21 protein-coding genes and 1 tRNA gene are annotated in these 25026 nt (G+C 59.6%); 14 read left to right on the top strand and 8 right to left on the bottom strand.

The genetic code is table 11. The annotated features are described in order from the left end of the window. Nucleotide 1: 1 nt before the first annotated feature. The 6 genes from GSF27_RS05005 to GSF27_RS04980 all read right to left on the bottom strand — a co-directional run bounded on the left by GSF27_RS05005 (nt 2) and on the right by GSF27_RS04980 (nt 9139). Nucleotides 2–541: a DUF2062 domain-containing protein gene (locus GSF27_RS05005; protein ID WP_160966306.1), complete on the bottom strand. Its 540-nt coding sequence runs from the start codon at nt 539–541 to the stop codon at nt 2–4. 91 nt (nt 542–632) lie between these two features. Further along, a complete protein-coding gene (meaB, locus tag GSF27_RS05000) occupies nt 633–1592 on the bottom strand; it encodes a methylmalonyl Co-A mutase-associated GTPase MeaB (protein WP_160966304.1) in 960 nt (319 codons plus the stop codon). 208 nt (nt 1593–1800) lie between these two features. After that, nucleotides 1801–3942 carry a methylmalonyl-CoA mutase gene (gene scpA / locus GSF27_RS04995; protein WP_160966302.1) on the bottom strand — a complete coding sequence of 714 codons (2142 nt, stop codon included), beginning with the start codon at nt 3940–3942 and terminating at the stop codon, nt 1801–1803. Nucleotides 3943–4114: 172 nt separating this feature from the next. Continuing rightward, nucleotides 4115–4528, bottom strand: a complete 414-nt coding sequence (gene mce, locus GSF27_RS04990; protein ID WP_160966300.1) for a methylmalonyl-CoA epimerase — start codon at nt 4526–4528, stop codon at nt 4115–4117. Nucleotides 4529–4542: 14 nt separating this feature from the next. After that, nucleotides 4543–7398, bottom strand: a complete 2856-nt coding sequence (locus tag GSF27_RS04985) for a biotin/lipoyl-containing protein (RefSeq protein ID WP_370462563.1) — start codon at nt 7396–7398, stop codon at nt 4543–4545. A 61-nt stretch (nt 7399–7459) separates the two neighbouring features. After that, the gene (locus GSF27_RS04980; RefSeq protein ID WP_160966296.1) at nt 7460–9139 is read right to left on the bottom strand and encodes an acyl-CoA carboxylase subunit beta; all 1680 of its coding nucleotides are present in this window, start codon (nt 9137–9139) and stop codon (nt 7460–7462) included. Between the two features lie 382 nt (nt 9140–9521). Between GSF27_RS04980 and GSF27_RS04975 the strand changes: the two genes are divergently transcribed. After that, a complete protein-coding gene (locus tag GSF27_RS04975; RefSeq protein ID WP_160966294.1) occupies nt 9522–9938 on the top strand; it encodes a DUF6210 family protein in 417 nt (138 codons plus the stop codon). Nucleotides 9939–9959: 21 nt separating this feature from the next. Here the strand turns inward: GSF27_RS04975 and GSF27_RS04970 are convergent, their stop codons facing one another. Further along, nucleotides 9960–10979, bottom strand: coding sequence for an AraC family transcriptional regulator (locus tag GSF27_RS04970; protein ID WP_160966292.1), 1020 nt, complete (start codon nt 10977–10979; stop codon nt 9960–9962). 233 nt (nt 10980–11212) lie between these two features. Here GSF27_RS04970 and GSF27_RS04965 point away from each other — a divergent pair, with 233 nt between their 5' ends. The 13 genes from GSF27_RS04965 to GSF27_RS04905 all read left to right on the top strand — a co-directional run bounded on the left by GSF27_RS04965 (nt 11213) and on the right by GSF27_RS04905 (nt 23536). Then, a complete protein-coding gene (locus tag GSF27_RS04965) occupies nt 11213–11671 on the top strand; it encodes a flavodoxin family protein (protein ID WP_160966290.1) in 459 nt (152 codons plus the stop codon). A gap of 168 nt (nt 11672–11839) precedes the next feature. Further along, complete coding sequence (locus GSF27_RS04960) at nt 11840–14236, top strand: DNA internalization-related competence protein ComEC/Rec2 (protein WP_160966288.1); 2397 nt, start codon at nt 11840–11842, stop codon at nt 14234–14236. Nucleotides 14237–14378: 142 nt separating this feature from the next. Further along, on the top strand, nt 14379–15005 hold the full coding sequence (locus GSF27_RS04955; protein ID WP_160966286.1) for a MotA/TolQ/ExbB proton channel family protein: 627 nt from the start codon (nt 14379–14381) through the stop codon (nt 15003–15005). 10 nt (nt 15006–15015) lie between these two features. Then, entirely contained in the window at nt 15016–15453 is a 438-nt protein-coding gene (locus GSF27_RS04950; protein ID WP_160966284.1) for a biopolymer transporter ExbD, read from the top strand. Then, on the top strand, nt 15454–16491 hold the full coding sequence (lpxK, locus tag GSF27_RS04945) for a tetraacyldisaccharide 4'-kinase (protein WP_160966282.1): 1038 nt from the start codon (nt 15454–15456) through the stop codon (nt 16489–16491). Nucleotides 16492–16584: 93 nt separating this feature from the next. Next, nucleotides 16585–17358, top strand: coding sequence for a 3-deoxy-manno-octulosonate cytidylyltransferase (kdsB, locus tag GSF27_RS04940; RefSeq protein WP_160966280.1), 774 nt, complete (start codon nt 16585–16587; stop codon nt 17356–17358). Nucleotides 17359–17369: 11 nt separating this feature from the next. Then, nucleotides 17370–17861, top strand: a complete 492-nt coding sequence (locus GSF27_RS04935; RefSeq protein WP_160966278.1) for a low molecular weight protein-tyrosine-phosphatase — start codon at nt 17370–17372, stop codon at nt 17859–17861. Further along, nucleotides 17858–18931, top strand: coding sequence for a UDP-N-acetylmuramate dehydrogenase (murB, locus tag GSF27_RS04930; RefSeq protein WP_370462561.1), 1074 nt, complete (start codon nt 17858–17860; stop codon nt 18929–18931). Before GSF27_RS04935 ends, murB begins: the two co-directional genes overlap by 4 nt. 207 nt (nt 18932–19138) lie before the next feature. After that, nucleotides 19139–19804 (top strand): alpha-ketoglutarate-dependent dioxygenase AlkB, encoded by a 666-nt coding sequence (locus GSF27_RS04925; protein WP_160966274.1) that lies wholly within the window; start codon nt 19139–19141, stop codon nt 19802–19804. 213 nt (nt 19805–20017) lie between these two features. Continuing rightward, entirely contained in the window at nt 20018–20668 is a 651-nt protein-coding gene (locus GSF27_RS04920; RefSeq protein WP_160966272.1) for a response regulator, read from the top strand. A gap of 188 nt (nt 20669–20856) precedes the next feature. Further along, entirely contained in the window at nt 20857–22704 is a 1848-nt protein-coding gene (uvrC, locus tag GSF27_RS04915) for an excinuclease ABC subunit UvrC (protein WP_160966270.1), read from the top strand. Between the two features lie 74 nt (nt 22705–22778). Beyond that, nucleotides 22779–23333, top strand: coding sequence for a CDP-diacylglycerol--glycerol-3-phosphate 3-phosphatidyltransferase (pgsA, locus tag GSF27_RS04910; RefSeq protein ID WP_160966268.1), 555 nt, complete (start codon nt 22779–22781; stop codon nt 23331–23333). A gap of 129 nt (nt 23334–23462) precedes the next feature. After that, a tRNA-Cys gene (locus GSF27_RS04905) sits at nt 23463–23536 on the top strand. A gap of 236 nt (nt 23537–23772) precedes the next feature. On the opposite strand, the gene GSF27_RS04900 is transcribed toward GSF27_RS04905, so the two are convergent. Continuing rightward, nucleotides 23773–24951, bottom strand: coding sequence for an alanine--glyoxylate aminotransferase family protein (locus GSF27_RS04900; RefSeq protein WP_202410265.1), 1179 nt, complete (start codon nt 24949–24951; stop codon nt 23773–23775). Nucleotides 24952–25026: the final 75 nt, after the last annotated feature.

The raw sequence follows: 25026 nt of genomic DNA, 5'->3' as shown, positions 1-25026 counted from the left end.
ATCAGCCGTTGCTGCGGTGCCGGGCCTGTTCCCGACGCAGTTTGCGCCGCTCCCAGCTGCGCACCACATGCCAGCGCCAGAACAGCTGGATGCTGACATAGCCCAGTGTGCCCATCACCACACCGGTCAGTACGCTGCCCACCAGCAGCGGTTCCCACAGGCGGGTAAATTCGGTGTTGAGCCACTCCCAGGAGAGTTCAATGGTAAAAGCCATCTTGGGGCTGCCCAGCAGCCAGCGTCCCAGCTCGTAGGTGGCGTAGAAGAGCGGTGGCATGGTGAGCGGGTTGGAGATCCACACCAGCGCTACGGCCAGTGGCATATTGCAGCGTAGCCAGAAGGCAAACAGGGCTGCCAGGGGCATCTGTCCGGGGATGGGCAGGAAGGCGATAAACAGGCCGATCAGGAAGGCGACAGAGACCGAGTGCCGGTTCAGGTGGAACAGGTTGGGGTCATGCAGCAGGTTGCTCATGAATGCCAGCGCCGGCCGATTGCGAAAATCGGCAGGATCCGGTAACCAGCGCTTGAAATACTTTCTTGGCATTCTGCAATCGGTTCGGTTGACAGGGCGGCAATTATGCCCACAAAACGGCACTAACTCTAGGCCCTGTGAACGCTAATTGACCGCCCGCTGCTTACAGCAGGTCGACAATCTGCTTGGCGGCGTTGTACGGGGTGGTGGTGTTGTTGATCACACCGGACTGCAGTTGCGGCATGCGCTGCCTCACTTCCGGGTTCTGGCGCAGGCGCAGCTCCAGCATTTCGTGAATCAGCTTTTTCATCCACTCGGTGTTCTGGCGGGCGCGTTTGGCGAAGAAGGCGTTGTGCTCCAGCGCCAGCTGCTCGTACTCGCAGATCATCTGCCAGATATCGTCGATGCCCTTGTTCTCCTGGGCGGAACAGGTCTCGACCCGGGGATTCCAGAAACTGCCGTGTTTCACCAGGTGGAAGGCGTTCTGGTAGTGCTGGCGGGTGCGCTGGGCCAGGTTGATACTCTCGCCGTCGGCCTTGTTGATCACCAGGGCGTCTGCCAGCTCCATGATGCCGCGCTTGATGCCCTGCAGCTCGTCGCCGGCGTTGGGGATCATCAGCACCAGGAAGAAGTCCACCATGCCGGCCACTTCATACTCGGACTGACCCACACCGACCGTCTCCACCAGGATAACGTCGTAACCGGCGGCCTCACACAGCAGCATGGTTTCACGGGTTTTCTGGGCGACGCCACCCAGGGCGCCTTCAGAGGGGGAGGGGCGGATAAAGGCGTTCTCTTCCCGCGACAGTAGCTCCATACGGGTTTTATCCCCCAGGATACTGCCACCGCGTACAGGCGAGGAGGGGTCCACCGCCAGTACCGCTACCTTCTTGCCCTGACGGATGAGGTGCTGGCCAAAGGCTTCGATAAAGGTGGATTTTCCCACTCCGGGAATCCCGCTGATGCCAATGCGAATGCTCTTGCCGCTCTCCGGCAGGATCTCTTCCAGCACGTCCTGCGCTTCAGCGCGATGTTTTTCCAGCTTGCTCTCCACCAGTGTGATCGCCTTGGCCAGGGCCCGGCGATTGCCTGCGCGGAGAAGTTCCAGATCGATTGATGCCATAAGTTTTTCAGTCTTTGCTTCAATGAACGGGTAAAAAAACGCCCCCAGAAGGGGGCGCTTGGGTGTGCGGGTTTAAAGTCTCTCGTCGTCGCGAGCGCAACGCAGTGTAGCGTGGCGACCCATGCCTGGCACACTGTGCAAGACATGGATTGCTTCGTCACAAAAGCGCTCCTCGCAATGACGGTTCAGACTTTTACCGCCGCTGCTATCAGGCACTGGCCTTGCGTACTTCGTCCAGCACCTTGCGGGCAGAGACAGGGATCTTGGTGCCGGGACCGAAGATACCCTTAACACCAGCCTCGTACAGGTAATCGTAATCCTGTTTCGGGATTACGCCACCGGCAACAACGATGATGTCGTCAGCGCCTTGCTTTTTCAGCTCGGCGATCAGCTCAGGTACCAGGGTCTTGTGACCGGCGGCCTGGGAGGAAACGCCCACTACGTGTACGTCGTTCTCAATCGCCTGCTTGGCCACTTCTTCCGGGGTGGAGAACATGGGAGACAGGTCGATATCGAAGCCCACGTCGGCAAACGCGGTAGCGATGACCTTGGCGCCGCGGTCGTGACCGTCCTGGCCCATTTTGCACACCAGCATACGCGGGCGACGGCCGTTGTCGGCTTCGAACGCTTCGATGTCAGCCTTGATGGCCTGCCAGTCAGCGTCGTCTTCGTAAGGGGCACCGTAGACACCGGAGATGGTGCGGGCCTGGGCATTGTAGCGACCGAACTCGGCTTCCATGGCGTCGGAGATTTCACCGACAGTGGCGCGCAGGCGGGCAGCTTTCACGGCCAGGTCCAGCAGGTTGCCCTGGCCGGACTTGGCGGAGGCGGTGATGGCAGCCAGGGCTTCAGCCACGGCGGCGTTGTCACGGGACGCCTTGATCTTGTCCAGACGGGCGATCTGGGACTCACGCACACGTACGTTGTCCACCTCGAGGATGTCCAGATCGTCCTCTTTCTCGAGGATGTACTTGTTTACACCCACGATCACGTCTTCGCCGCGGTCGATACGGGCCTGCTTCTTGGCAGCAGACTCTTCGATACGCAGTTTCGGCAGGCCGGCTTCGATGGCCTTGGCCATGCCGCCGTTTTGCTCGATCTCTTCGATCAGTTCCCACGCCTTGTCGGCGATCTGCTGGGTCAGGGTCTCCATCATGTAAGAGCCGCCCCATGGATCCACCACGGAACAGATACCGGTCTCTTCCTGGATGATGATCTGGGTGTTACGGGCGATACGGGCAGAGAACTCGGTGGGCAGGGCCACGGCTTCGTCCAGCGCGTTGGTGTGCAGGGACTGGGTGCCACCGAATACCGCCGCCATCGCTTCGATGGTGGTACGGATCACGTTGTTGTACGGATCCTGCTCAGTCAGTGACCAGCCGGAAGTCTGGGAGTGGGTGCGCAGCATGGAAGACTTTGGATTCTTCGGATTGAACTCGCTCATGATGCGGGTCCACAGCAGGCGACCGGCGCGCAGCTTGGCGATCTCCATGTAGAAGTTCATGGAGATGCCCCAGAAGAACGACAGACGACCGGCGAAGGCGTCCACGTCCAGGCCGGCAGCCAGTGCGGTGCGCACATACTCACGACCGTCGGACAGGGTGTAGGCCAGTTCCAGTGCGGCATCGGCACCGGCTTCCTGAATGTGGTAGCCGGAAATGGAGATGCTGTTGAACTTCGGCATGTGCTCGGAAGTGTAAGCAATGATGTCGCCGATGATCTTCATGGAAGGCGCAGGCGGGTAGATGTAGGTGTTGCGCACCATGAACTCTTTCAGAATGTCGTTCTGAATGGTACCGGCCAGCTGGTCCTGGCTCACGCCTTGCTCTTCCGCAGCGATGATGTAGTTGGCCAGGATCGGCAGTACGGCGCCGTTCATGGTCATGGAAACAGACACCTTGTCGAGAGGGATCTCGTCGAACAGGATCTTCATGTCTTCCACGGAGTCGATGGCTACACCGGCTTTACCCACGTCACCGGAAACGCGCGGGTGGTCGGAGTCGTAACCGCGGTGGGTGGCCAGGTCGAAGGCCACGGATACACCCTGGGCACCGGCTTTCAGGTTCTTGCGGTAGAAGGCGTTGGACTCTTCGGCGGTAGAGAAGCCAGCGTACTGACGGATGGTCCATGGACGACCGGCGTACATGGTGGTCTGCGGGCCGCGCACGTAAGGGGCGAAGCCGGGCAGGGTGTCGGCGAATTCCAGATTCTCGGTATCAGCCTTGGTGTACAGCGGCTTGATGTCGATGCCTTCAGGAGTGTTCCAGGTCAGATCGGCAGGGGTTTTGCCTTTCATCTGCTTGGTGGCCAGTGCTTCCCAGTCGGCGACTGTTGGTTTGTTATCGGACATAAAGATTACTCTCGTGTCTTTTAATAATACGGTTGCCGGAGTCGGTAACCGCTTTCCTTGAGTCAGGTTCGGATCGTTTGGATAGTAAACGATCCACTCCAGAAATACTTAACCCGGACTGCCTGGCAGCCCGGGTTCTCGGGGTTGGTAAACGGGTTACGCAACCCTGGTCTTAGTGGTGATCGTCCTGTGGCTGGTTGAGCTCAATCAGCACACCGTCACAGGATTTCGGGTGGATAAAGATCACCTTGCAGTTGTGGGCGCCAATGGTGGGGGCTTCAGACAGGAACTGATAGCCCTTCTCCTTCAGACGTGCCACATCGGCTTCGATGTCGTCGCTGCGGAAGCAGAGGTGGTGCATACCGCCACCTTTCTTCTCCAGGTAACCGGCAATCGGGCCTTCACCGTTAAGCGGGTGGACCAGCTCGATGCTGGTCGCCGGCAGCGGGAAGAACGCCGTGCTGGTTTTCGCCGCCGGTACGTCTTCGGTGCCTTCGTAGGTCAGGCCGAAGTCTTCCATAAAGCGCTTGATGGCCTTCTCCAGGTCAGGCACCGCAATGGCAATGTGGTCCAGTGCAACAATCATGGTACGTCTCCCAATCAGGCGTTGTAGGTCAGTTGAGACAGGAATACATCGGTCTCGGCCTTGCGGCGCGCGCTGATCTCTTGCTCGGTTTCCACCACAACCACTTCATCCGGAGTGATCTTGAAGATGGGCTGGCCCTTCTTGATGATGGTGCCGTCACCTTCCACCAGGATCTTGTCGATGGTACCGGAGAAGGGCGCGATGACCTTGTTGAACATCTTCATCACTTCGACGATGTACAGCGGCTCACCGGCGTTGAAGTGGCTGCCTTCCTCAACAAACGGAGGCATGCCGGGCGCTTCACAGGAGTAGTACATACCGCCGCTGGCCGCCAGGATCTCATCGGACTTGGCCACCGGTGGTGGTACCAGTACCTTGGCCATGGCTTTCTGCAGGGCTTCTTCGGTGAGACGCTCCGGGATAGTGATGGTCAGGTCGTCGTTCACCTGCAGGTCGAAGAAGTCAGTGCGGTAGCCGATGTAAGGCAATACGCCGAGAATCTCGCTGCCGGCCTGGTAGCCCAGGTGAGCGGCTTGGGCGGCAGCCCACTGGTCAGCTTCGATGCCAGCCGGTGCAGCGCCTGCCAGCAGTTCGTTCAGCTGGTCGAAGTCGCTGGTGCCCAGCTTGGCTTCCAGTGCATCGTAGAAGGCCAGTGCCTGCTGCAGGATCTGGTCGTCGTGCTCCCAGATCATCTCCGCCGCGGCCTTGCTCTCGCAGTAGTCCATGTTCAGGAAGTGGTAGGTATCGGCCAGGATACGAACCGGGTTCTGGTGCCAGGTCAGTTTGCCACCTTCCATGCAGTAGGCGGGCTTGTTGATGCTCAGCCAGCCGGCCAGCAGGTGTGGCTCTGCCAGCAACTTCTCTACCGGACGGGTCATCAGCAGGTGCTTGCGGGCCAGCACGGTGTTCAGCGCCGCTTTCTGGTCGGCATCTTCACAGCCGGCCAGCAGCTTGGCGCACACCTGGCTGTAGGCATAGTCGACGTCCAGGTTGTTGGCTTCCTGCTTCAGCAGGCCCACAGCGGTCAGGTAGGGCACGATAAAGCGGGTAGTGGGACGGGCGTTGATGCCGTTGCCCAGGAACCAGTTCACCAGACCGTAGTGGAACTCCAGGTTGGTGGCCAGGTCCTTGCCGCGCAGTTCGGTGACGCGCAGTACTTCCGCCATGGCTTCGTAGGTGTTGGTGCGATCACCGCCCACGGTCAGCAGCAGGGCGATGTTGGAGTCGTAGGCACCGGCCAGGTGGTACTTCATGAACACGTCGGTGTCCGGGTTGTGCATGCTGATGCCCTGGTCGTCACGGATCTCGCCTTCCACGGCGTTGGACCAGTTCTCAATGATACCGCCGGCGTGTGGCTGCAGCGCCTGGTTGGTAGCGTTCATACGCGCTTCCACGGAGGCCTTGCTGCGCAGGATACGCTCGGGCTTGGGCAGTTTGGCGCCGTGGGCCGCGATCAGTACCATTACCTCAACCAGGGACTCGGCGATAAAGTAATCGCTGGGGTTCTCGGGGTTGGTGAACTTCAGCTTGTAGCACAGCTCGGTAACACGGTGCTCTACCTGGATACGGGTGTTCATCTCCATGAAGTAGTGGGACTCACCATCCACGATACACTCAAAGGTACCGACGGAGTCCAGCTTCACGGCTTCACCGAAGACTGCACCTTCGTGCTCCATCTTCTCAAGGATCAGCAGGTCTTTCTTCAGCTGCTCGGCTTCGGCTGTCTTGCCGGCGGCTTCGGCTACGGCGATAGCGTCTTTCAGCTCTTCTTCGGTAACAGAGACTTCCAGCAGCTTCTGCTCGTGCATCTGCAGGGAGCAGTCACGACCGCCCATGGTCATGCACCAGTGGCCGTTACCCACCACCTGGATCTCCTGGTGACGGGTGGTGTCGATGTTCATCTCGATGAGAACGTTCTTGTTGTCGCCCACACCGTTGGTTTTCAGCTCCACCAGACACTCACGCACCAGGGATGGCACGTTGGCAGCGGCTTTCTCGACTTTCTCTTCCAGAGTCGCGCCTTCGTAGGAGTTGGCGGACTGCAGGATACGCTGGCCCTTACCACCGCCACCGGCGATGGCTTTCAGGCGGAAGCGGTTGTTGGGCTTCTCGGTCAGCATGCGCTTGGCTTCAACCTGCAGCGCGGCACCGATGTCGTTGGCGTCGATGATATCGATGCCGGCGTCGTAGGAGGCCTGCAGCAGGGCCAGGGCCTGTTCTTCAACGTCGCGGCAAGCGCCGAAGTTAACGCTCAGGTTGTTGTCGGCAGCACACTTCTCCAGACCGTCCTGGCCGTACTTTGCAAACAGGGCGAGGCTGGTGGCGTTGTTGACACCAGGAGTCACGGATACGCCGGTCTCCAGCGCTGTGCGCTTGGCCTGGTCTTTCATGCCGGCGGCTTTCTGGGTGAAGGAGCAGGGGCCGATAAAGTTGAGGCCGGCTTCTTCCATGGCTTCAACCATCTCGGCGTCTTCGGACATGAAACCGTAGCCGGCGAAGATGGAGTTGTAGCCGTTGGTTTTGGCGATGTTGACGATCTGCTTGATGCGAACCGCACGCTCTTCTTTATCGGCACCGGTGTAGTCGGGTACGCGATGGATGTGGGCGGGATCGGTCAGGCTGCGCAGTTCCGGCGCCAGGGCGTTCTGGTAGGTAATGGAGTCTTTTTCCGACAGCAGGATACCGAAGTGCTCAATGCCCATCTCGGCGAACACGTCCATGGCTTCCTTACGGATCGGACCACGACAGATGATCAGTGGACGCATCCCGGTGCAATCGAAGCTGCGGACCCACTCGCTGTCGGAATTGCCCAGCTTACGATCCTTGTGGATCAGAGGGTTGTTCAGGTAGTTGGTGTTGCTCTGTGTCACGGCTCTGGCCTCTTTAAATTCGTTTGTCGTTTGCCTGATGGCGCAATCCATTCACTGACGATCAGTGGAATTCGCGCTGTGGACCGGCGAATGGCTCAGGTGTGTAGTGGCTCAGATGGAAGTCCATCTGCTTGCAAAGCACATCGCGCAGGTCGGAAGGCATAACAATTTGAGAAATAGAGCCCAGGCTCAGGGCCTCGTTGGGGTTCATCAGTTCGGCTTCGTAACGGTCTTTCAGGGCTTTGTCCTGAGCCGCTTGCCAGGCCAGTACTTCAGCTTCGGCTTCACCGGCAGCCAGACGCTTCTTCACTTCAGCGCGGATGGCTTTGACTTCATCCTTATAAACGAACTCCACACCGGCAGGGCCCATTACCGCAGCGCGGGTAGAGGGCAGGGCGCAGACAAAGTCGGCACCGGTAGGGTAGTTGTTGTAGGAGGCGTAGGCGCCGCCGAAGGCGTTGCGGATAATCACCAGGAAGCGCGGGGTGCGCAGGTCGATGATGGCATCCAGCATGGCGCGACCAGCCTGCACGATACCGCCCGCTTCCTGCTCACGACCGGGCAGGAAGCCGGTGGTGTCTTCCATGAAGATCATGGGGATGTTGTACAGGTTACAGAAGCGGATAAAGCGGGCGTTTTTCAGTGCCGCGTCGATATCGATCTGGCCGGAAGCCACCGCGGAGTTGTTGGCCACAAAGCCAACCACGTTGCCGCCCATGCGGCCCAGGGCGCACACGGTGTTGCGGGCGCGGTCCGGCTGGATCTCCATGAAGTCGCCGTGGTCACAGATCTGCTGGATGATGATGCTCACATCCAGCGGGGTGTTGAAACCACTTGGGGAGTTGAAGGCTTTCTTCAGCAGGATGTCCACATCCCAGGTCTTGCGGTCGACCGGGTCAGAGGTGGGCTGGAAAGGCGCCAGCTCGGCGTTGTTGTTGGGCAGGTAGTTGAGCAGGGATTTCACCTTGCGCAGGGCCGCCACTTCGTCGGGTACCACAAAGTCGGTTACACCGGACTGGCTGTGTACACCGGGGCCACCCAGCTCGTCCGGGGTCACGTCTTCACCCAGTACGGACTTGACCACACCAGGGCCGGTGAGGCCGAAGAAGGTTTCGTTAGGCTGGATCAGGAAAGAGCCCTGGCGTGGCAGGTAGGAACCACCACCGGCGTTAAAGCCGAACATGCACATAATAGAAGGCACCACACCGCTGATCTTGCGCAGCGCGGTAAAGGCTTCCGCGTAGCCGTCCAGACCACCCACGCCGGCAGGTACAAAGGCACCGGCAGAGTCGTTCATGCCCACCAGCGGGATGCGACGCTTGCCGGCCAGTTGGAACAGACGGGCCAGCTTGGCACCGTTGGTGGCGTCCATGGAGCCGGCGCGCACGGTGAAATCGTGGCCGTACACGGCAACATCGCGGCCGTTGATTTTGACGATGGCAGTCACGATGGAAGCGCCGTCCAGGTTTTTACCCCAGTTCTGGTAGAGTACCTGTGGATCTTCATCGGTGAGGAAGGCGAGACGTTCCCAGATGGTCATACGGTTCTTGGCGTGTTGACGCTCAATAGCCGGAACACCTGCTGCCTTGCGGGGGCGCTGGATCAGTTCATAGCCTTGCTTCAGGTTTTCTTCGTACAGGCCGGGCACGTAGGAAGCCTGGCCGGGAACGCTGAATTCCACTTCTTTGGTGTTATCAAAGGGATTAACCAGAGAAGCCTGCGGTTTGGTTGATTTCGTCATAATCTTTCGATTCCAAACGGTCTTTTTGTTGTGTCTTTCCGGGAGTGCGGCGGACTTGCCGGACAGCCGGTTCTAAAAGCGCGCGAATAATAACGCTTAATGTCTATCCCGAAAACTCCTTTTGGGCCTCGAAAGTTTCTATAAATGGTTTTTAAGATATTGTTTTATATATAAAAAAACTATTTTTATGAAAAATATAGTAACAAAAAACATTATTTAAAATGGACAAATACGCTCTCAAAACCGGGTGTTATGGGCGGAAATTGGCCACAAAAACACCAATTATAGCCCCGCAGATGCAGGTTGCGGGCTTTAGGGTTAAGGTAGCCGGCTGGCCCGTACTGGCCCCTTCACAATCCCTTATCACCTCCGGAGAGTCATCATGGAGCCTCAATATGTCGCTTTGTTTAACAGCTGTCAGGTTGGCCTGATCGTCGCCGCTGAAACCGGCATCGTCTGGCGTACCTGGGTGGGGGAGGAGGATCCTGTGCAGGTAGGCAGTTGGCAGGAGCGGGCCCTGGAGGGCATTTATGTACCGCTCTCCAATGACGCGCCGGAAGGCTGGCCGACCCTGGAGGAGCGGCTGCAGTCGGTCTGGGCGGGCAGCAACGTATTTGAGCTTAACGAGGTTTTGGCCGAGGTCTCTTCCTCGGATGTCATCAGTTTGGACGCCGAGGGCTTCGCTGGAGCGGTGCCTGGCTGGCTGCCGGTGCGGGTGGAGCCGCAGGGGGAGTTCAGCCTTCTGGAAGGGATGTCGCCTTCAGTCGGGGTACTGGTGTGGCCGTTCCGCTATTGGTAAGTCAACCCGGTCCGGGTTGAATCAGCCGCTTTTGCGCCGTGCCTGGCGGTCGGCGCGATAGGCCCGTGGCGTCATGCCGGTCCACTGGCGGAAGGCGCGGGTAAAGGCCCGCGGCTCACTGAAATCCAGTTGCAGGGCGATGTCGGCAATGGCCATGTTGCGGTTGGCCAACAGCTTGGTGGCGAGGTCGCTGCGCAGGTTGTCCTTGATCTGCTGGTAACTGGTGCCCTCGGCGCTGAGCTTGCGGCGCAGGGTCTGTTCGCTCATGTCCAGCTGTGCCGCAATCTCCTGCGACGTGGGCAGTTGCAGCCGGCTTTGTCCCTTTGGAGCCAGCATCTGGTTGATACGGGCGGTGAGGCTGGTGTCCTCGCCGGGAATGGTGAGCAGGTCTATGGGCGCGCGGCGCAGGAATACCTGCAGCTCCCGCTGACTCTTCACCAGTGGCTGGGCGAGGTAGCTGCGGTGGAACACCAGCCGGTTGACCTTGCTCTTCAGGTAGGTGGGGCAGCGATAGAGCACCCGGAACTCCTCCGGGTCGATGGGCGTGTAGTTGATGTAGGTGCCCAGCAGCTTGATCGGCTTGCCGATGTACCAGCTGGCAAAGCGGTGCCAGATCACATGCCAGTATTCGGTGAGGAAGTGTTCAAAGTCCAGCTCCGGGCGGCGCATGGTGGTGGTGAGGTAGACGTGCTCGCCCTCGAATTCCAGCGACATCTGCAGCTCGTCGGTGATCTGGTTGTAAAAGCGGATGCCGCGGGTGAGCAGTTCTTCCAGGGTCTCGGCACTGGACACCCACTCCGCCATCAGGGCAAAGGTGCCAACCTTGCAGGGACGCTCGGTAAAACCCATAAACTCATCGTTCAGTGCCCGCGAAATGCCGTCATAGAGCTTGGCCACCAGGTCCACATGAATACGGGCCTTCGGATCCCGCAGTGGTCGCTCCGGAATGCGTGCCTGGCGCAGCAGGGCCTTGGCATCCAGTCCCCGGGCGACGGCGCCGCCCAGTGCGCTTTTGATGTAGTGAGTGCCTATGGTTGCCATACTGAGGTTGCCATGCTGTAGATGTGCCCGCTTCAGGATCAGCACAGGGTACCAGATCTGACTGGGTCGCTGAAACGCACATCTCGGCGCCGCCGATCATGCTTTCGCAGTAACCGCAGCCGGTTGATGCGCCTCTGGATGGGTCCTTGGGAGGTGCCGCCATATGGCGCAGGTTTGCACCTGTGGTAGGGTGGTCAACGCCTGTTCATCACAACACTCACATCGGAAATGCCATGAAACACCTGTTGGTGATCTATCACAGCCAGAGCGGTAATACCGAACGCCTGATGGAGGCAGTCTGTGAAGGAATTGCTGCCGAAGCGGAGAGTGTGGCGCTGCGCTGCAAACGCGCTTTTGATGGCGAGCTGGAAGACCTGCTCTGGTGCGATGGCGTTCTGTTCGGCACGCCGGAAAATTTTGGTTATATGAGTGGGGCGTTGAAGGATTTCTACGATCGCACCTTTTACCCCGCCGAACCCTACGAACTTAACCGTCCCTACGCGTTGTTTATCTCCGCCGGCAACGACGGCACCGGCGCAGTGCGCGAATGCGACCGTATCCTCAAGGGTTATCCCATGAAAAAAGTGATGGAGCCGTTGATTGTTCGCAAGGAAATCACACAGGAAGATCTGGAGGCTGCCCGGGAGTTCGGGCAGACCATGGCTTGCGGATTGGGTATGGGGATTTTTTGAGGGGCCTGGGGTGAGGACGCTTCGCTAGAGGACGCTTCGCTACAGGTACGAGGGCGCTGCGCTTCTAGGATCTAGGACGCTTCGCTACTAGGTTGTATGAAAAGCAAGGGACATGATGCTGTAGAACCTAGAACCTAGAACCTGTAACTAAGATTCAAGGACGAATCTATGTGGTTTCTGTGGGTATGGATTGCCTGCGTATCGGCGTTTGCCGTGGTGGCGTGGTTACCGTCACTGCCTTCCTTGTCAGCCATTTCTGTCGCCGCCAGTGCGGTGTTTTCATTTGCACTTTTCTCGCTTTGGTTGCTGCCGGCGTACCGGCGTGTGACGTGGTCGTTGCTGTTGCCCTTGCTGGCGTTGCTGTGGGCGATGGGCTGGGGCGCGTGGCAGTTGCAGTGGCGCCTGCCGGCCGCGCTTGAGGGGGAGGACCTGTTGGTGCGGGGGGTGGTGGTCACTCCGGTAAAGCGGGTGGGTATTCTGCAGCGATTCGAGTTTCGTGTGCAGGAGGTGAGGCGGGCAGGGGAGTCTGCAGGGGAGCCGTTGTTGCCACTGGAGTCGGGGATACACTTTCCCCGCCGGTTGCGCCTGACCAGTTATGAGCGCGAGCCGCGTATCGGTTACGGCGATGGTTGGCAGTTTGTGGTGCGACTCAAACAGCCCCATGGTTATGCCTCTGCCGGCGCCTTTGATTTTGAGCGCTGGCTCTTCAGTCGGGGTATTGGTGCCGGTGGCTATGTGCGTTGGGGCAGCGATGGGCTGAGCCGGCGTGTGGCTTCCCTCGACCGGGGCACCCTGCAGTGGCGTCAGCAGCTTACCGATGTGCTGGCCGCAGAGCTGCCACCGGGTATGGCGGCGGCCATGGTGCAGGCCCTGGCGCTGGGTGACCGTTCGGCTTTCGACGCACAACAGCGCGAGTTGCTGCAGCGTGCAGGCCTGTCACACCTGGTGGCTATTTCCGGGTTGCACATAGGCCTGGCAGCAACGTTGGGGTTTTTGATAGGCCGTTGGTTGGGGGCGCTGCTGTCGCTGCGCTGGCCACTGTCGGTGTTCGGTCCACGCTGGGGTGTACTGGGCGGCTGTGTTGTCGCCCTTGCCTATGCATGGGTTGCCGGTTTCTCCCTTTCGGCGCAGCGCGCGCTGATCATGTTGCTGGTGGCCGCGCTTTGGTGGTTCGCGTTGCGGCGCTACAGCTCGTGGCTGGGTGTGGGAATCGCCATGTTGCTGGTTCTGGTGCTGCAGCCGTTGGCCATACTGGAAGCGGGCTTCTGGTTTTCGTTTATTGCTGTGCTGGTGTTGTTGCTGTTTGCTCGTGGCCGGCACAGGGGCGTGCTGTCAAAGTTGTGGTTACTGGCACGCTTGCAGGTGGCGCTGTTTGTGGTGATGACAGTGTTGCAGGGTTTTTGGGGGATGCCGGTAAGCGTACTGTCACCGTTGGTCAATTTACTGGCCATTCCCTTTGTGTCGTTACTGGTGGTGCCGCTGGTATTGCTGGCGCTGGCGATTGCACCACTTGATCTCGCCTGGTCGCTGCCAGTCTGGCAGCTCGCCGTCTGGTTGTGTCAGGGGTTGGTGTGGGTGCTGGAATGGCTGCAGCCCTGGTTGGCTGCCACCTTGTTAGCCCTGGCAGGAGTGCCGTCGGTCGCGGGTGTGTGGCTGGCTGCGGTGGCTGCCTTGCTGTTGTTGTTGCCGTTGAGCTGGCCGAGCCGCTTGTTGGCCACGCTGGTGGTGTTGGCGGTCGGTTTGGCACGGCCGCAGTCCGCACCTCCGCGGCTGGAGGTGCTGGATGTGGGGCAGGGGTTGGCGGTAATGGTCTCCGACGGCAGCCAGCATCTGTTGTACGACACCGGTCCCGCGTTTGGCGACTTCAGTGCCGTGGAGTCTGTGGTGCTGCCGTGGCTGGGACTGCAGCGCGCCACGGGTTTGCAGCAGGCGGTGATCAGCCATTGGGATAACGATCATGCCGGAGGCCTGGGGCCGCTGCAGAGGGGCGTTGCGGTAGAGGGCTGGTTGCTGGCGCCGGGTCGTCGCGCCCATGCCCCCGTCCATGGCACCTTGCAGTGGTGTGATCGCGACCGGGAGTGGTGGCTTGGCGGATGGTTGGTGCGGGCGTTCGGGGTGACAGCGGGGAGCGGCGGTTCGGACAATAACCGCTCCTGTGTGTTGTTGCTGGAGTACGACGGTTTGCGGGTGTTGCTACCGGGGGACATCGAGAAGGAAAGGGAGGCGCAATTGCTGCGTCATCCCTGGTTGCAGCAGCCGGTATCGATCATGGTGGCGCCCCATCACGGCAGCAAGAGCTCCTCCTCGGTCGGGTGGTTGCAGCAGTTACAGCCACAGGTGGTGCTGGTCAGCAGTGGTTACCGCAATCGTTATCATCATCCCCATCCCTCTGTGTTACGGCGTTACCAGGCTCTGGGCAGCAGGGTTTACAGCACGGCGGAAGAGGGCTCGTTAACGGTGGAGGTGATTGCGGGAGGTGGCTACAACGTCAGCGGATTTCGCCTCGTTAACCGGCGCTACTGGCACTGGCTGGCAGCTGGTGAGGTCTCGGCAGCCGGCAAATGAGGAGCCTGTCGCGTGTCGGCGGCGTAGTCTGCTGCGGGGAGTTCTAAAGGGCAGGGGTTGTGGTAAAGTCCCCTGCTTGTTGCAGTGGCGCACTTCAGACGCCACAGACCCGAATAAATGTTGATCCATCAGGAGTAGTAAGGTGCTGGAAATCGTTGCCTCCGGCGGTTGGCTGATGTTGCCGATCATTATCTGTTCAATTGCGGTTATTGCCATTGGGGTCGAGCGTTACTGGACCCTGAACGCCAGCAAGATTGCCCCCAAGCATCTGCTGGCCCAGGTGTGGGGCTGGATCAAAAATAACGAGCTGGATGCGGCCAAACTGAAAGAGCTCAAGGGCTCTTCCGAGCTGGGGCTGATCCTTGCCGCCGGCCTCAGTAACTCCCGTCACGGTCGCGATGTGATGAAAGACTCCATCGAAGAGGCCGCCAGTAAGGTAATTCACGATCTGGAGCGCTATTTGGGGGTGCTGGGCACCATCGCCGCCATCGCACCGCTGCTGGGCCTGCTGGGCACCGTTATCGGTATGATCAAGGTGTTTACCGCCATCATGATGCAGGGTACCGGTAATGCCGGTGTGCTGGCCGGTGGTATCTCCGAAGCCCTGATCACCACTGCTGCCGGGCTCTGTGTGGCGATCCCCGCCATGGTGTTGCACCGCTACTTCTCCCGCAAGGTGGATGGCCTGGTGGTTACCATGGAGCAGGAAGCGGTGAAACTGGTGGATGCGCTGCACAGCGAGCGCCGTGTTGATGTGAAATCGGCGTGAGGCGCTGTCGGTGAAGTTCAAACGACAACAGGCAACGGAAGACTCTATCAACCTGACGCCGCTGATTGATGTGGTGTTCCTGTTACTGATCTTCTTCATGGTATCGACTACCTTTACCAAGGAGACCCACCTCAAGGTGGATCTGCCACAGGCCAGTGGTGAGCCGGGTGTTGAAACGCCGGAGCAGCTGGACTTGCTGGTGGCAGCTGATGGCAGCTACTCCATCAACGGTCAGGCCTTGGTTAATCGTGAAATCGGCACGCTGATGGCGGCTCTGGAGAGACTCTCCGGTGGTAACCGGGAGCAGCCGCTGACCATCACTGCTGACGCCAAGGCGACTCATCAGGCGGTGGTCACGGCGATGGATGCCGCCGGGCAGATGGGTTTTGTGCATCTGCGTATTGCCACTCGCAAACCGGCCGACAACGACGCTGACGGGACTCCCTAGATGACAGCTGGCAAAACTCCCCATACCACGCAGGAGCAATGGCTCGATCGCTGGTATCAGGGGCGCTGGTGGCTGTGGTTGTTGTGGCCGCTGAGTTTGCTGTTCCGCCTCGTAGCCGCCGTGCGCCGTCGCCAGCAGGAGGTGGAGCAGGCCAGCTTGCCAGTGCCCGTGGTGGTGGTGGGCAATATCACCCTCGGCGGTACCGGCAAGACGCCGGTGATTATCACGCTGGTGCAACACTTGCGTGAGCGCGGCTGGAAGCCGGGAGTAGTCAGTCGCGGCTATGGAGGCCAGGCGCCCCAATACCCTTATCTTGTAACCCCTGATTCCGATCCCCGTCACAGTGGCGATGAACCGCTGTTAATCGCGCTCTCTGCCAGCTGCCCGGTGGCGGTTGATGCCAATCGTCTGGCGGCTGCAGAACTGCTGGTGGCTCAGGGTTGCAATATCCTGCTTAGCGATGACGGCCTGCAGCATTACAAGTTACCGCGCCAGTGGGAGCTTTGTCTGCTGGATGGTCAGCGGGGGTGGGGTAACGGACTCTGTTTGCCGGCCGGACCCTTGCGGGAGCCGGTCAGTCGTTTGGCAGAGGTGCAGGCTATCCTGCTCAATGGCGATCCCGACGAACGGGTTGCCGGGCAGTTGCAAAATGGGTTGCCTGCAGAAGCTCCTCAACCTCAGGCCATGCACCTGCAGCCCCTGAGCTGGCATCGCCTTGTCGATGATACAACCCTGCCGGCCGGGCAGCTCCCCTGGGACAGTGTTTCGTCACTGCACGCCGTGACAGGTATTGGCAATCCCGGGCGCTTTTTTCATACACTGCAACAGCTGGGGCTGGAGTTCAGTGAGCATGTCTTTCCCGACCACCATCCGTTCAGCCCTGCAGACTTCGATGGCCTGCAGGGTGGGGTGGTATTGATGACAGCCAAAGATGCGGTCAAGTGCCGGGAATTTGCCGGTGATAACTTCTGGTATCTGGCGGTGGCTGCCGACCTACCGGAAGAACTGTTACAGAAACTGGACGCCGATCTGCAATAATTCCCCGTCACCTGCCTGTGATTTCCGCACGCAGGCGACAGACCTGACTTAGCATTTGGTTAACCCGATTACCTGAATACCGAGAACACAGTTATGAGCTTTACCGTGGTGATTCCCGCCCGCTATGCCTCCACCCGCTTGCCAGCCAAGCCGCTGAAAGATATCCATGGCAAGCCGATGATCCAGTGGGTCTATGAGCAGGCCTGCAAGAGTGAGGCAGCCCGGGTGGTGGTGGCCACTGATGACGAGCGCATTGAGGCGGTTGCCCGGGGTTTTGGTGCCGATGTGTGCATGACCTCGGCGGAGCACCAGTCCGGCACTGACCGGCTGCAGGAGGTGGCAGCACAGCTGGGGCTGGGTGATGATGAGCTGGTTATCAATGTGCAGGGGGATGAGCCCCTGATTCCACCGGCGGTCATCAACCAGGTGGCGGCCAATCTGGCGGCTAACCGGAATGCCAGCGTCTCCACCCTGAGTGAGCCTATCCATAGCGCCGAAGATTTCCGCAATCCCAATATCGTCAAAGTCGTGTCAGACCAGCAGGGGCTGGCGCTCTATTTCAGCCGCGCGCCCATGCCCTGGCCCCGCGACCACTTTGCCGCTGACACGCGCTCCTTGCCGGACAGCAACCTGTTCCAGCGTCATATTGGCATCTACGGTTACCGGGTCAGCCTGCTGAACCGCTTCGTACAGTGGCCGGCGGCGCCACTGGAGAAGATGGAGAGCCTGGAGCAGCTGCGGGTGCTGTGGCAGGGCGAGCGTATCCACGTGGCCGAGGCCTGTGCGCTGGTACCCGGCGGTGTGGATACCGAAGAGGATTTGCAGCGCGTGCGGGAAGTGATTGCCCAACGCAACGCCGATGCCTGAGGGGTCTGAGTATGGCGGAGCAGCAGGTGCGGGTGTTGTTTGTGTGTCTTGGCAATATCTGCCGTTCTCCCACTGCCCATGGCGTGTTTGAAGCGCTGGTGAAGACCGAAGGGCTGAGCCACCGGATTGAGGTGGACTCGGCAGCCACCAGCGACTGGCATATTGGCAAGGCGCCGGACCCGCGCTCGGTGGCCATGGCGAAAGAGCGGGGTGTTGACCTGTCTGCCCAGCGCGCCCGTCAGGTGAGTGCCGAGGATTTCCACCGCTTTGATTATATTCTGGCGATGGATGCGCAAAACCTCCGCGACCTGCAGCGGATACAGCCGGCTGGCAGCCGGGCGCACCTCTCCCTGTTTCTGGCTTTCGACCGGGATGGGGGAGAGCAGGAGGTGCCCGATCCCTACTATGGGGGCAAAGAGGGCTTCGCCAAAGTGGTAGACCTGGTGGAGCGTGCCTCCCACGCGCTGTTGCAACACATCAATGAATGGAACCTCAAGCCGTGACAGAAACCACTCCTCCGGATCATTGCCCGACCACGCTGCAGCAGGATGTGGATCTGGGGGGATTGAACACCCTGGCCATTCCCGCCCGTGCCCGTTATCTCGCCAGGGTTACCTGCGTTGATGAACTACAGGCGCTGCTGCAGTGGCGCCGTCAGTATGAATGTGAGCAGCAGCGGGAGTTACCGCTGTTGATCCTGGGGGGTGGCAGCAACCTGGTACTGAGCAGTGACTTCCCCGGGCTTGTTATCAGTATGGGTATCCTCGGCCGGGAAGTTTTGGGCGAAGATGAAAGCTCTGTCCTCCTGCGGGCTGGGGGTGGTGAAAACTGGCATCAGTGGGTGCAGTACTGTGTTGAATCCGGCTATTTCGGCCTGGAAAACCTGGGATTGATCCCCGGCACGGTCGGCGCCGCCCCGATCCAGAACATCGGTGCCTACGGTGTCGAACTGGAGAGTTGCTTCGAGTCCCTGACGGCGGTGGAGGTCAGTAGTGGTCGTGTGGTGACCTTTGACGGCAGCGCCTGCCGGTTTGGTTATCGCGACAGTGTGTTCAAGCAGGAGCTGCGTGACCAGTTCATCATTACTTCCGTCACCCTCCGCCTGCATCGCAACCCGGATGTGAGGGCCGATTACCCCGCCCTGCAACAGTACCTGTCTGAGCTGGGAGCAGGGCAGCCATCTCCGCAGCAGTTGTTTGAGGCGGTCTGCGCTATCCGCAGCAGCAAATTGCCGGACCCGGCGCAGGTCCCCAATGCGGGCAGTTTCTTCAAGAATCCCCTGGTCAGCAGTGAGCAGTTTGAGCAACTGCGCGAAGAATACACGGATATCGTCGGCTACCCTCAGTCCGGGGGGCAGGTAAAACTGGCTGCCGGCTGGCTTATTGATAGGGCAGGCTGGAAAGGTCATAGCGAGGACGGGGTGGGGGTGCACGACAAGCAGGCGCTGGTGCTGGTGAACCCCGGCCATGCCAGCGGTTCCAGATTGCTGCAGCTGGCGCAACGCATCCGGGATGATATACGCCAGCGCTTCGGGGTAGAGCTGGAGATTGAGCCACGGGTGTATGCCTATTGAGTGCCGGTTATCCCCGCTGCCGGAGTCGGGTTCCGTAATAGTGTCCTTCCCGTGAAGGTTGGGATCCAGGTCCTGAAAGATCCCGGGTGATGCATTTCAGTCCGTCATGCCCGCCGGGACAGGGGACCACGCGCTTGCAGATTACGGATGGTGTTTTTCAGTACGTCATCCCCGCGAAGGCGGGGATCCAGGGCAAAATTCTGAACCATGGCACAGCGCAATCTTTTTGATGAGCCGGCGGATGAAGCCGGTGGCTCCATTCTCACTCGTGCCCGGGCTCTGCCCATAACGGACGGCGAGCTGTGGCTGCTGGAGAACTGGCTGCCTGTGGCTGAGCAGGAGGCGCTGCAGCAGATTCTGTACAGGGAGCTGGCTTGGGAACAGCCGCATATCCAGCTCTTTGGAAAGCGTCACCGTATTCCCAGACTCAACGCTTGGTATGGCGATCCCGGCTGTCACTACGGTTACAGCGGCCACCGGCTGCCGCTGCTCAGCTGGCATCCGGCGCTGGAGGCCCTGCGCCAGCGATTGCAGCAGGGTGGCCTGGCAGTCAATTCCGTGCTGGCCAACTGGTACCGGGATGGTAACGATAGCAATGGCTGGCACAGTGACGATGAGAGGGAGTTGGGCCGTAATCCATTGATCGTCTCCCTCAGCCTGGGGGAGGCTCGCAGCTTTCACTTGCGGCACAAACAGAAGCGGGAGCCCAACAGGCAACTCCTGCTGCCATCCGGGTCATTGCTGATCATGGCGGGTTCCATGCAGCATTATTGGCAACACGCCCTGCCCAAAACCCGGCGCCCCTGCGGCGACCGTCTTAACCTCACTTTCCGCTATGTCATCCCGCAAGCCGGGGACTATAGTGAGAGTTGATAGTGCTCAAAGTGAAACATATGCCAGGAAGCGATTTTTTTGATGACCACCTGACATTTCACCTGTGCAGTAAGTCTGTCCCGGGCGAAAAGTGCTAGGATATAGTGCTGTCGTGGCGACAGAATTCGCGACCGGTCAGGGAGCAATAATAAGCAGGGAATCAATAACCTGATGCATGTTTGATCCGCCTTAGCCGGATCCTGGGGAAGTACTTTGACAAAGATTCTGGTGGTCGACGATCACGAGCTGGTGCGCATGGGACTGGTGCGTATGCTGGTGGACGTTGACGGATTTGAAGTGGTGGGCGAGGCCTGCTGTGGCGAAGACGCCCTCAAGCTGACCCGCGAGCTGGCGCCCGATGTGGTGCTGATGGATGTAAAAATGCCGGGCATCGGTGGTATCGAGGCCACCCGCAAGCTGCTGGCAGTGCACGATTACGTGAAAATTATTGCTGTCACGGCCTGTGACGATGACCTCTTTCCCACCCGCCTGCTGCAGGCCGGCGCCATGGGCTATGTGACCAAGGGTGCAGACCTGAACGAAATGATTGAGGCTATCCACACTGTCTGTGCCGGCCGTGTCTATATGAGCAACAGCGTGGCGCAGCAACTGGCGCTGAAAAACTTCGCGCCCAAGAAAGACCGATCCCCCTTCGAGACTCTCTCCGAACGTGAGCTGCAGACCGCCATCCTGATCGCCAACGGCAAAAAGGCCCAGGAGATTGCCGACACTTTCTGTGTCAGCCCCAAAACCGTTAACAGCTATCGCTACCGTATCTTTGACAAGTTGGGCATTAACAGTGACGTGGAGTTGACCCTGCTGGCGGTGAAGCACCGTATTCTGGATATTGAGGCGATGTTTTAAAGGCAGGTACTAGGACGCTTCGCTACAGGACGCTTCGCTACAGGAAATTGATAGACCCTGTAGCGTGAGCGTCCTGACCCCTGTAGTGCCAACGTCCTGTAGCGCAGCGTCCTGTCTCCGGCAGCGTAAGCGTCCTGCCCCCCACCGTGTTACACTCCCCGGCATCAGCTACTCCACCTGCCACCGCTATGACCTCGCAACTGACCGCCCCCGCCCCGGAACCATTCGATGCCAAAAATTTCCTGCGGCAGGTGACCCGGCAGGCTGGCGTTTATCAGATGTATAACGCCGAGGGCGAGATCCTCTATGTCGGCAAGGCCAAGAACCTGAAAAACAGGCTGACCAGTTACTTCCAGTCCTCCGCCAACCTGGCGCCCAAGACCCGCTCGCTGGTGACTCGTATTCACCACATCGAAGTGACGGTGACCAATACCGAAGCCGAGGCGCTGCTGCTGGAGCAGAACCTGATCAAGCAGCAGCGGCCCCCTTTTAATATTCTGCTGCGGGATGATAAATCCTACCCTTACATCATGTTTACCAGCGGCGATGAATTCCCCCGGCTGGGTATTCACCGCGGCGTCAAACGTAAAGGTGTGCAGTACTTTGGGCCTTTCCCCAACGCAGGCGCTGTACGCTCCAGCCTGAGCTTTTTGCAGAAAACCTTCCGCCTGCGGCAGTGCGAAGACAGTGTCTTCAATAACCGCACACGCCCCTGCCTTCAGCACCAGATCGATCGCTGTACAGCACCCTGTGTGGGGTTGATCAGTGAGCAGGAGTACCGCGCCGATATTCGCCACGCGGAGATGTTCCTGCTGGGTAAGAGTGACGCATTGATTGTGGAGCTGGCGGATCTGATGGAAGCGGCGTCTGCGCAGCTGGAATTTGAAAAGGCCGCCGCCTATCGCGACCAGATTGCAGCGCTGAAGCGGGTGCAGGCGCAGCAGATCGTGGAGAGCGGCAACAGCGATATTGATGTGGTGGCGCTGGAGATGCAGGCGGGAATCGCCTGCGTGCACCTGATCTATGTGAGGCAGGGGCGCATCCTTGGCAGTAAGAGCTACTTCCCGCGCCTGGGAGCAGAGGAGAGCAGCGAAGAGGTGCTGGAGGGCTTTCTCGGCCAGTTCTACCTGCAGGGGGCAGGGCGGGATTACCCCCGGGTGGTGGTGTTGAGCCATGCTCCAGAATCCCTGCCGGTGCTGTCCGAGGCGCTGCAGAAACAGAGTGGCAAGAACGTCAGCTTTATCTCTGACCTGCGTGGTCAGCGGCAGAAGTGGATGCAGATGGCGCAGTTGGCGGCGCGGGAAAACCTGCAGGCGCGACTGGCCAGTAAGCAGAACACCCAGCAGCGCTTTGAGGCCCTGCAGGAGTTGCTGCGGCTGGATGAGATTCCGGAACGGCTGGAGTGTTTCGATATCAGCCACAGCCACGGCGAGCTGACGGTAGCCTCCTGTGTGGTGTTTGATACCAATGGTCCGTTAAAAAGCGATTACCGCCGCTTTAATATCGAAGGCATTACCGGCGGTGATGACTACGCGGCCATGGAGCAGGCGCTGCGGCGTCGCTACCTGCGCCTGCAGAAAGGGGAGGGCAAGCTGCCCGACGTGCTGCTGGTGGATGGCGGTAAGGGCCAGCTCAATCGTGCCCGTGAGGTGCTGGATGAGCTGGGTGTTGCCGGCGTTTACCTGATGGGCGTGGCCAAGGGCACCACCCGCAAGGCGGGTTTCGAGACCCTGCTGCTGGAGCACGGAGAGGTTTCGGTAGACGGCGATTCGCCGGCCCTGCACCTGATCCAGCATATCCGCGACGAATCCCACCGCTTTGCCATTACCGGCCACAAACAGCGGCGGGACAAGAAGCGCCGTACCTCCACCCTGGAGGAGATCCCCGGCATCGGTGCCAAGCGCCGGCGGGAACTGCTGCGTCATTTTGGTGGTCTGCAGGAGGTGCGCAAAGCCAGCATTGAGGACCTGGCAAAGGTGCCATTGATCAGTAAAAAAATGGCCGAGGATATTTACAGGGCCCTGAACAGCGAGTAACTTGCAGTGGCCTTGAGCAGGCCGTCGCTTCAGACGCTTATCCTAGCCCCAAGGGCAGTAGACATTGGGAACTCATGAATTTAGCCAACCAGTTGACCTTATTCCGCATCATCCTGATTCCCCTGTTGGTGGTGGTGTTCTACCTGCCTGTCAGTTTTAACCACTGGCTGGCCGCGACGCTGTTTACCATTGCCGCCATTACCGACTGGGCCGATGGCTACGTGGCCCGGCGTTACGATCAGTCCACGCCGTTTGGCGCTTTCCTGGATCCGGTGGCGGACAAGCTGATGGTGGCGGTGGCGCTGGTGATCCTGGTGGCGGAGCATGCCCATTTCTGGTTTGTATTGCCGGCGGTGGTGATTGTCGGCCGGGAGATCGTCATCTCGGCGCTGCGGGAGTGGATGGCCGAGCTGGGCAAACGCGCCAGTGTGGCGGTTTCCTACATTGGCAAGGTGAAAACCACCGTGCAGATGATAGCCATTATCGTGCTGCTGGCGTTCGACCCGGTGAACTACCCAGTGCTCAACCTGTTGGGTATCGTGACCCTCTACGGGGCTGCTGCCCTGACCCTCTGGTCGATGATTATCTACCTCAAGGCCGCGTGGCCGGAGCTGATGGCGGAGAGCTAATAACGCCTTGACTCACAAAGAGATATGCGTAAAATGCACGCCACTTCCGTCGTCGGTCCTGATGCGTCTGGCATTGATTTTGGGCTGATCTTACAGACGGGAGACTGCCGCAAGGGCAGATACCGCAAAGGCGCGGTAGCAAAATGGTTATGCCGCGGATTGCAAATCCGCTGACGCCGGTTCGATTCCGGCCCGCGCCTCCACTTTCCCCTCCCGGGGCTCTCCGGGAACTCTTGTGATAATCTCTTACAAAACTCATTCTGCTCTTTCGGCGAACTCGTTTCCCTGTGGTCTTTGAGATGTGATCTGGTTACATCTGTCCGCGTCTCAATGGTCAAGGGCCTGAGTCCGGAGAGTCATTTGCGCTGCCGCCTGTGCAAAATCCTTGATGTGTCATCCCCGCGAAGGCGGGGATCCATGCAGCCGTCTCAAGCGAACACTAGTCGGCGTAAACCGCCAGCGCCGCCGCAGCCGCCACACCGGTATGAATCTTCGCTCCCATACCCGCCAGCGTGCTCTCCAGCGCCTGCAGGCAGAACAACACATTCTTCTGGCTGCTGCCGTAGCCCATCAGGCCAATGCGCCACACCTTGCCTGCCAGAGCACCCAAACCGGCACCGATCTCCAGCTGGTAGTTGTTCAGCAGTTGCGAACGTACTGCGGCATCGTCCACACCGTCGGGAATGGCAACACTGTTCAGCTGTGGCAGGCAGTGGCTCTCATCAACCGTGATCTCCAGCCCCATGGCATTGAGGCCGGTAGCCAGCGCCTTGTGGTTCAGTGCATGACGTTGCCAGGAGGCCTGCAGCCCTTCGGCTTCCAGGATGATCAGCGATTCGTGCAGTGCGTACATGGCGTTAACCGGCGCCGTGTGGTGATAGGCGCGCTTGGTGTTGCCGCCCCAGTACCCCATGATCAGGTTCATATCCAGGAACCAGCTCTGTACCGCTGTCCTGCGGTTGCGGATCACTTCTGCGGCGCGGGGGCTGAAGGTGACCGGTGCAATACCGGGCACACAGGAGAGGCACTTCTGGGTGCCGGAATACACGGCGTCGGCGCCCCAGCCGTCCACGTCCACCTCGATGCCGCCGAGGGATGTAACCGTATCCACAATGCTCAGGCAGCCGTGTTCTTTGGCCAACGCACAAAGGCGGTGGGCATCGGAGTAGGCGCCGGTGGAGGTTTCAGCGTGAACAAAGGCCAGCACTTTGGCATCGGGGTTGGCCTTCAGCGCAGCCTCCACCTTGGCTGGGTCGACCGGCATGCCCCAGTCGTCCATCACCATGATGGCCTCGGCACCGCAGCGCTCCACATTCTCTTTCATGCGGCCGCCGAAGACGCCGTTCTGGCAGACGATCACCTTGTCACCCGGCTCCAGCAGGTTGACGAAACAGGCTTCCATACCGGCTGAGCCGGGGGCAGAGACGGGCAGGGTCAGCTCATTGCTGGTCTGAAAGGCAAACTGCAGTAGCCGTTTGATGTCATCCATCAGCGCCACAAACTGCGGATCCAGGTGGCCGATGGTTGGACGTGACAGGGCTTCCAGAATACGGGGGTTAACATCGGAAGGGCCGGGGCCCATCAGGGTGCGTACTGGCGGATGGAAGGAGCTGGTCATGATGGCGTTCCTGTTGTCGGTGGGCTTTGCCGGCATCAGTCACAGACGCCGCACGCTGGATTCAGGTAGAAGCGA

Origin of the sequence: Pseudomaricurvus sp. HS19 (assembly GCF_009857815.1) — a bacterium.
Classification (GTDB): Bacteria; Pseudomonadota; Gammaproteobacteria; order Pseudomonadales; family Cellvibrionaceae; genus Pseudomaricurvus.
Note: the sequence above shows the minus strand (reverse complement) of the source record. Positions and strands in the feature narration are given on the sequence as shown.

Coding starts and splice junctions, on each gene's coding strand:
- GSF27_RS04980 (WP_160966296.1), bottom strand. CDS start 9,139: ATGACGAAATCAACCAAACCGCAGGCTTCTCTGGTTAATCCCTTTGAT.
- pgsA (WP_160966268.1), top strand. CDS start 22,779: ATGAATTTAGCCAACCAGTTGACCTTATTCCGCATCATCCTGATTCCC.
- GSF27_RS04970 (WP_160966292.1), bottom strand. CDS start 10,979: ATGGCAACCATAGGCACTCACTACATCAAAAGCGCACTGGGCGGCGCC.
- GSF27_RS04900 (WP_202410265.1), bottom strand. CDS start 24,951: ATGACCAGCTCCTTCCATCCGCCAGTACGCACCCTGATGGGCCCCGGC.
- lpxK (WP_160966282.1), top strand. CDS start 15,454: ATGACAGCTGGCAAAACTCCCCATACCACGCAGGAGCAATGGCTCGAT.
- GSF27_RS04975 (WP_160966294.1), top strand. CDS start 9,522: ATGGAGCCTCAATATGTCGCTTTGTTTAACAGCTGTCAGGTTGGCCTG.
- GSF27_RS04925 (WP_160966274.1), top strand. CDS start 19,139: ATGGCACAGCGCAATCTTTTTGATGAGCCGGCGGATGAAGCCGGTGGC.
- mce (WP_160966300.1), bottom strand. CDS start 4,528: ATGATTGTTGCACTGGACCACATTGCCATTGCGGTGCCTGACCTGGAG.
- scpA (WP_160966302.1), bottom strand. CDS start 3,942: ATGTCCGATAACAAACCAACAGTCGCCGACTGGGAAGCACTGGCCACC.
- meaB (WP_160966304.1), bottom strand. CDS start 1,592: ATGGCATCAATCGATCTGGAACTTCTCCGCGCAGGCAATCGCCGGGCC.
- GSF27_RS04960 (WP_160966288.1), top strand. CDS start 11,840: ATGTGGTTTCTGTGGGTATGGATTGCCTGCGTATCGGCGTTTGCCGTG.
- kdsB (WP_160966280.1), top strand. CDS start 16,585: ATGAGCTTTACCGTGGTGATTCCCGCCCGCTATGCCTCCACCCGCTTG.
- uvrC (WP_160966270.1), top strand. CDS start 20,857: ATGACCTCGCAACTGACCGCCCCCGCCCCGGAACCATTCGATGCCAAA.
- GSF27_RS04965 (WP_160966290.1), top strand. CDS start 11,213: ATGAAACACCTGTTGGTGATCTATCACAGCCAGAGCGGTAATACCGAA.
- GSF27_RS05005 (WP_160966306.1), bottom strand. CDS start 541: ATGCCAAGAAAGTATTTCAAGCGCTGGTTACCGGATCCTGCCGATTTT.
- GSF27_RS04935 (WP_160966278.1), top strand. CDS start 17,370: ATGGCGGAGCAGCAGGTGCGGGTGTTGTTTGTGTGTCTTGGCAATATC.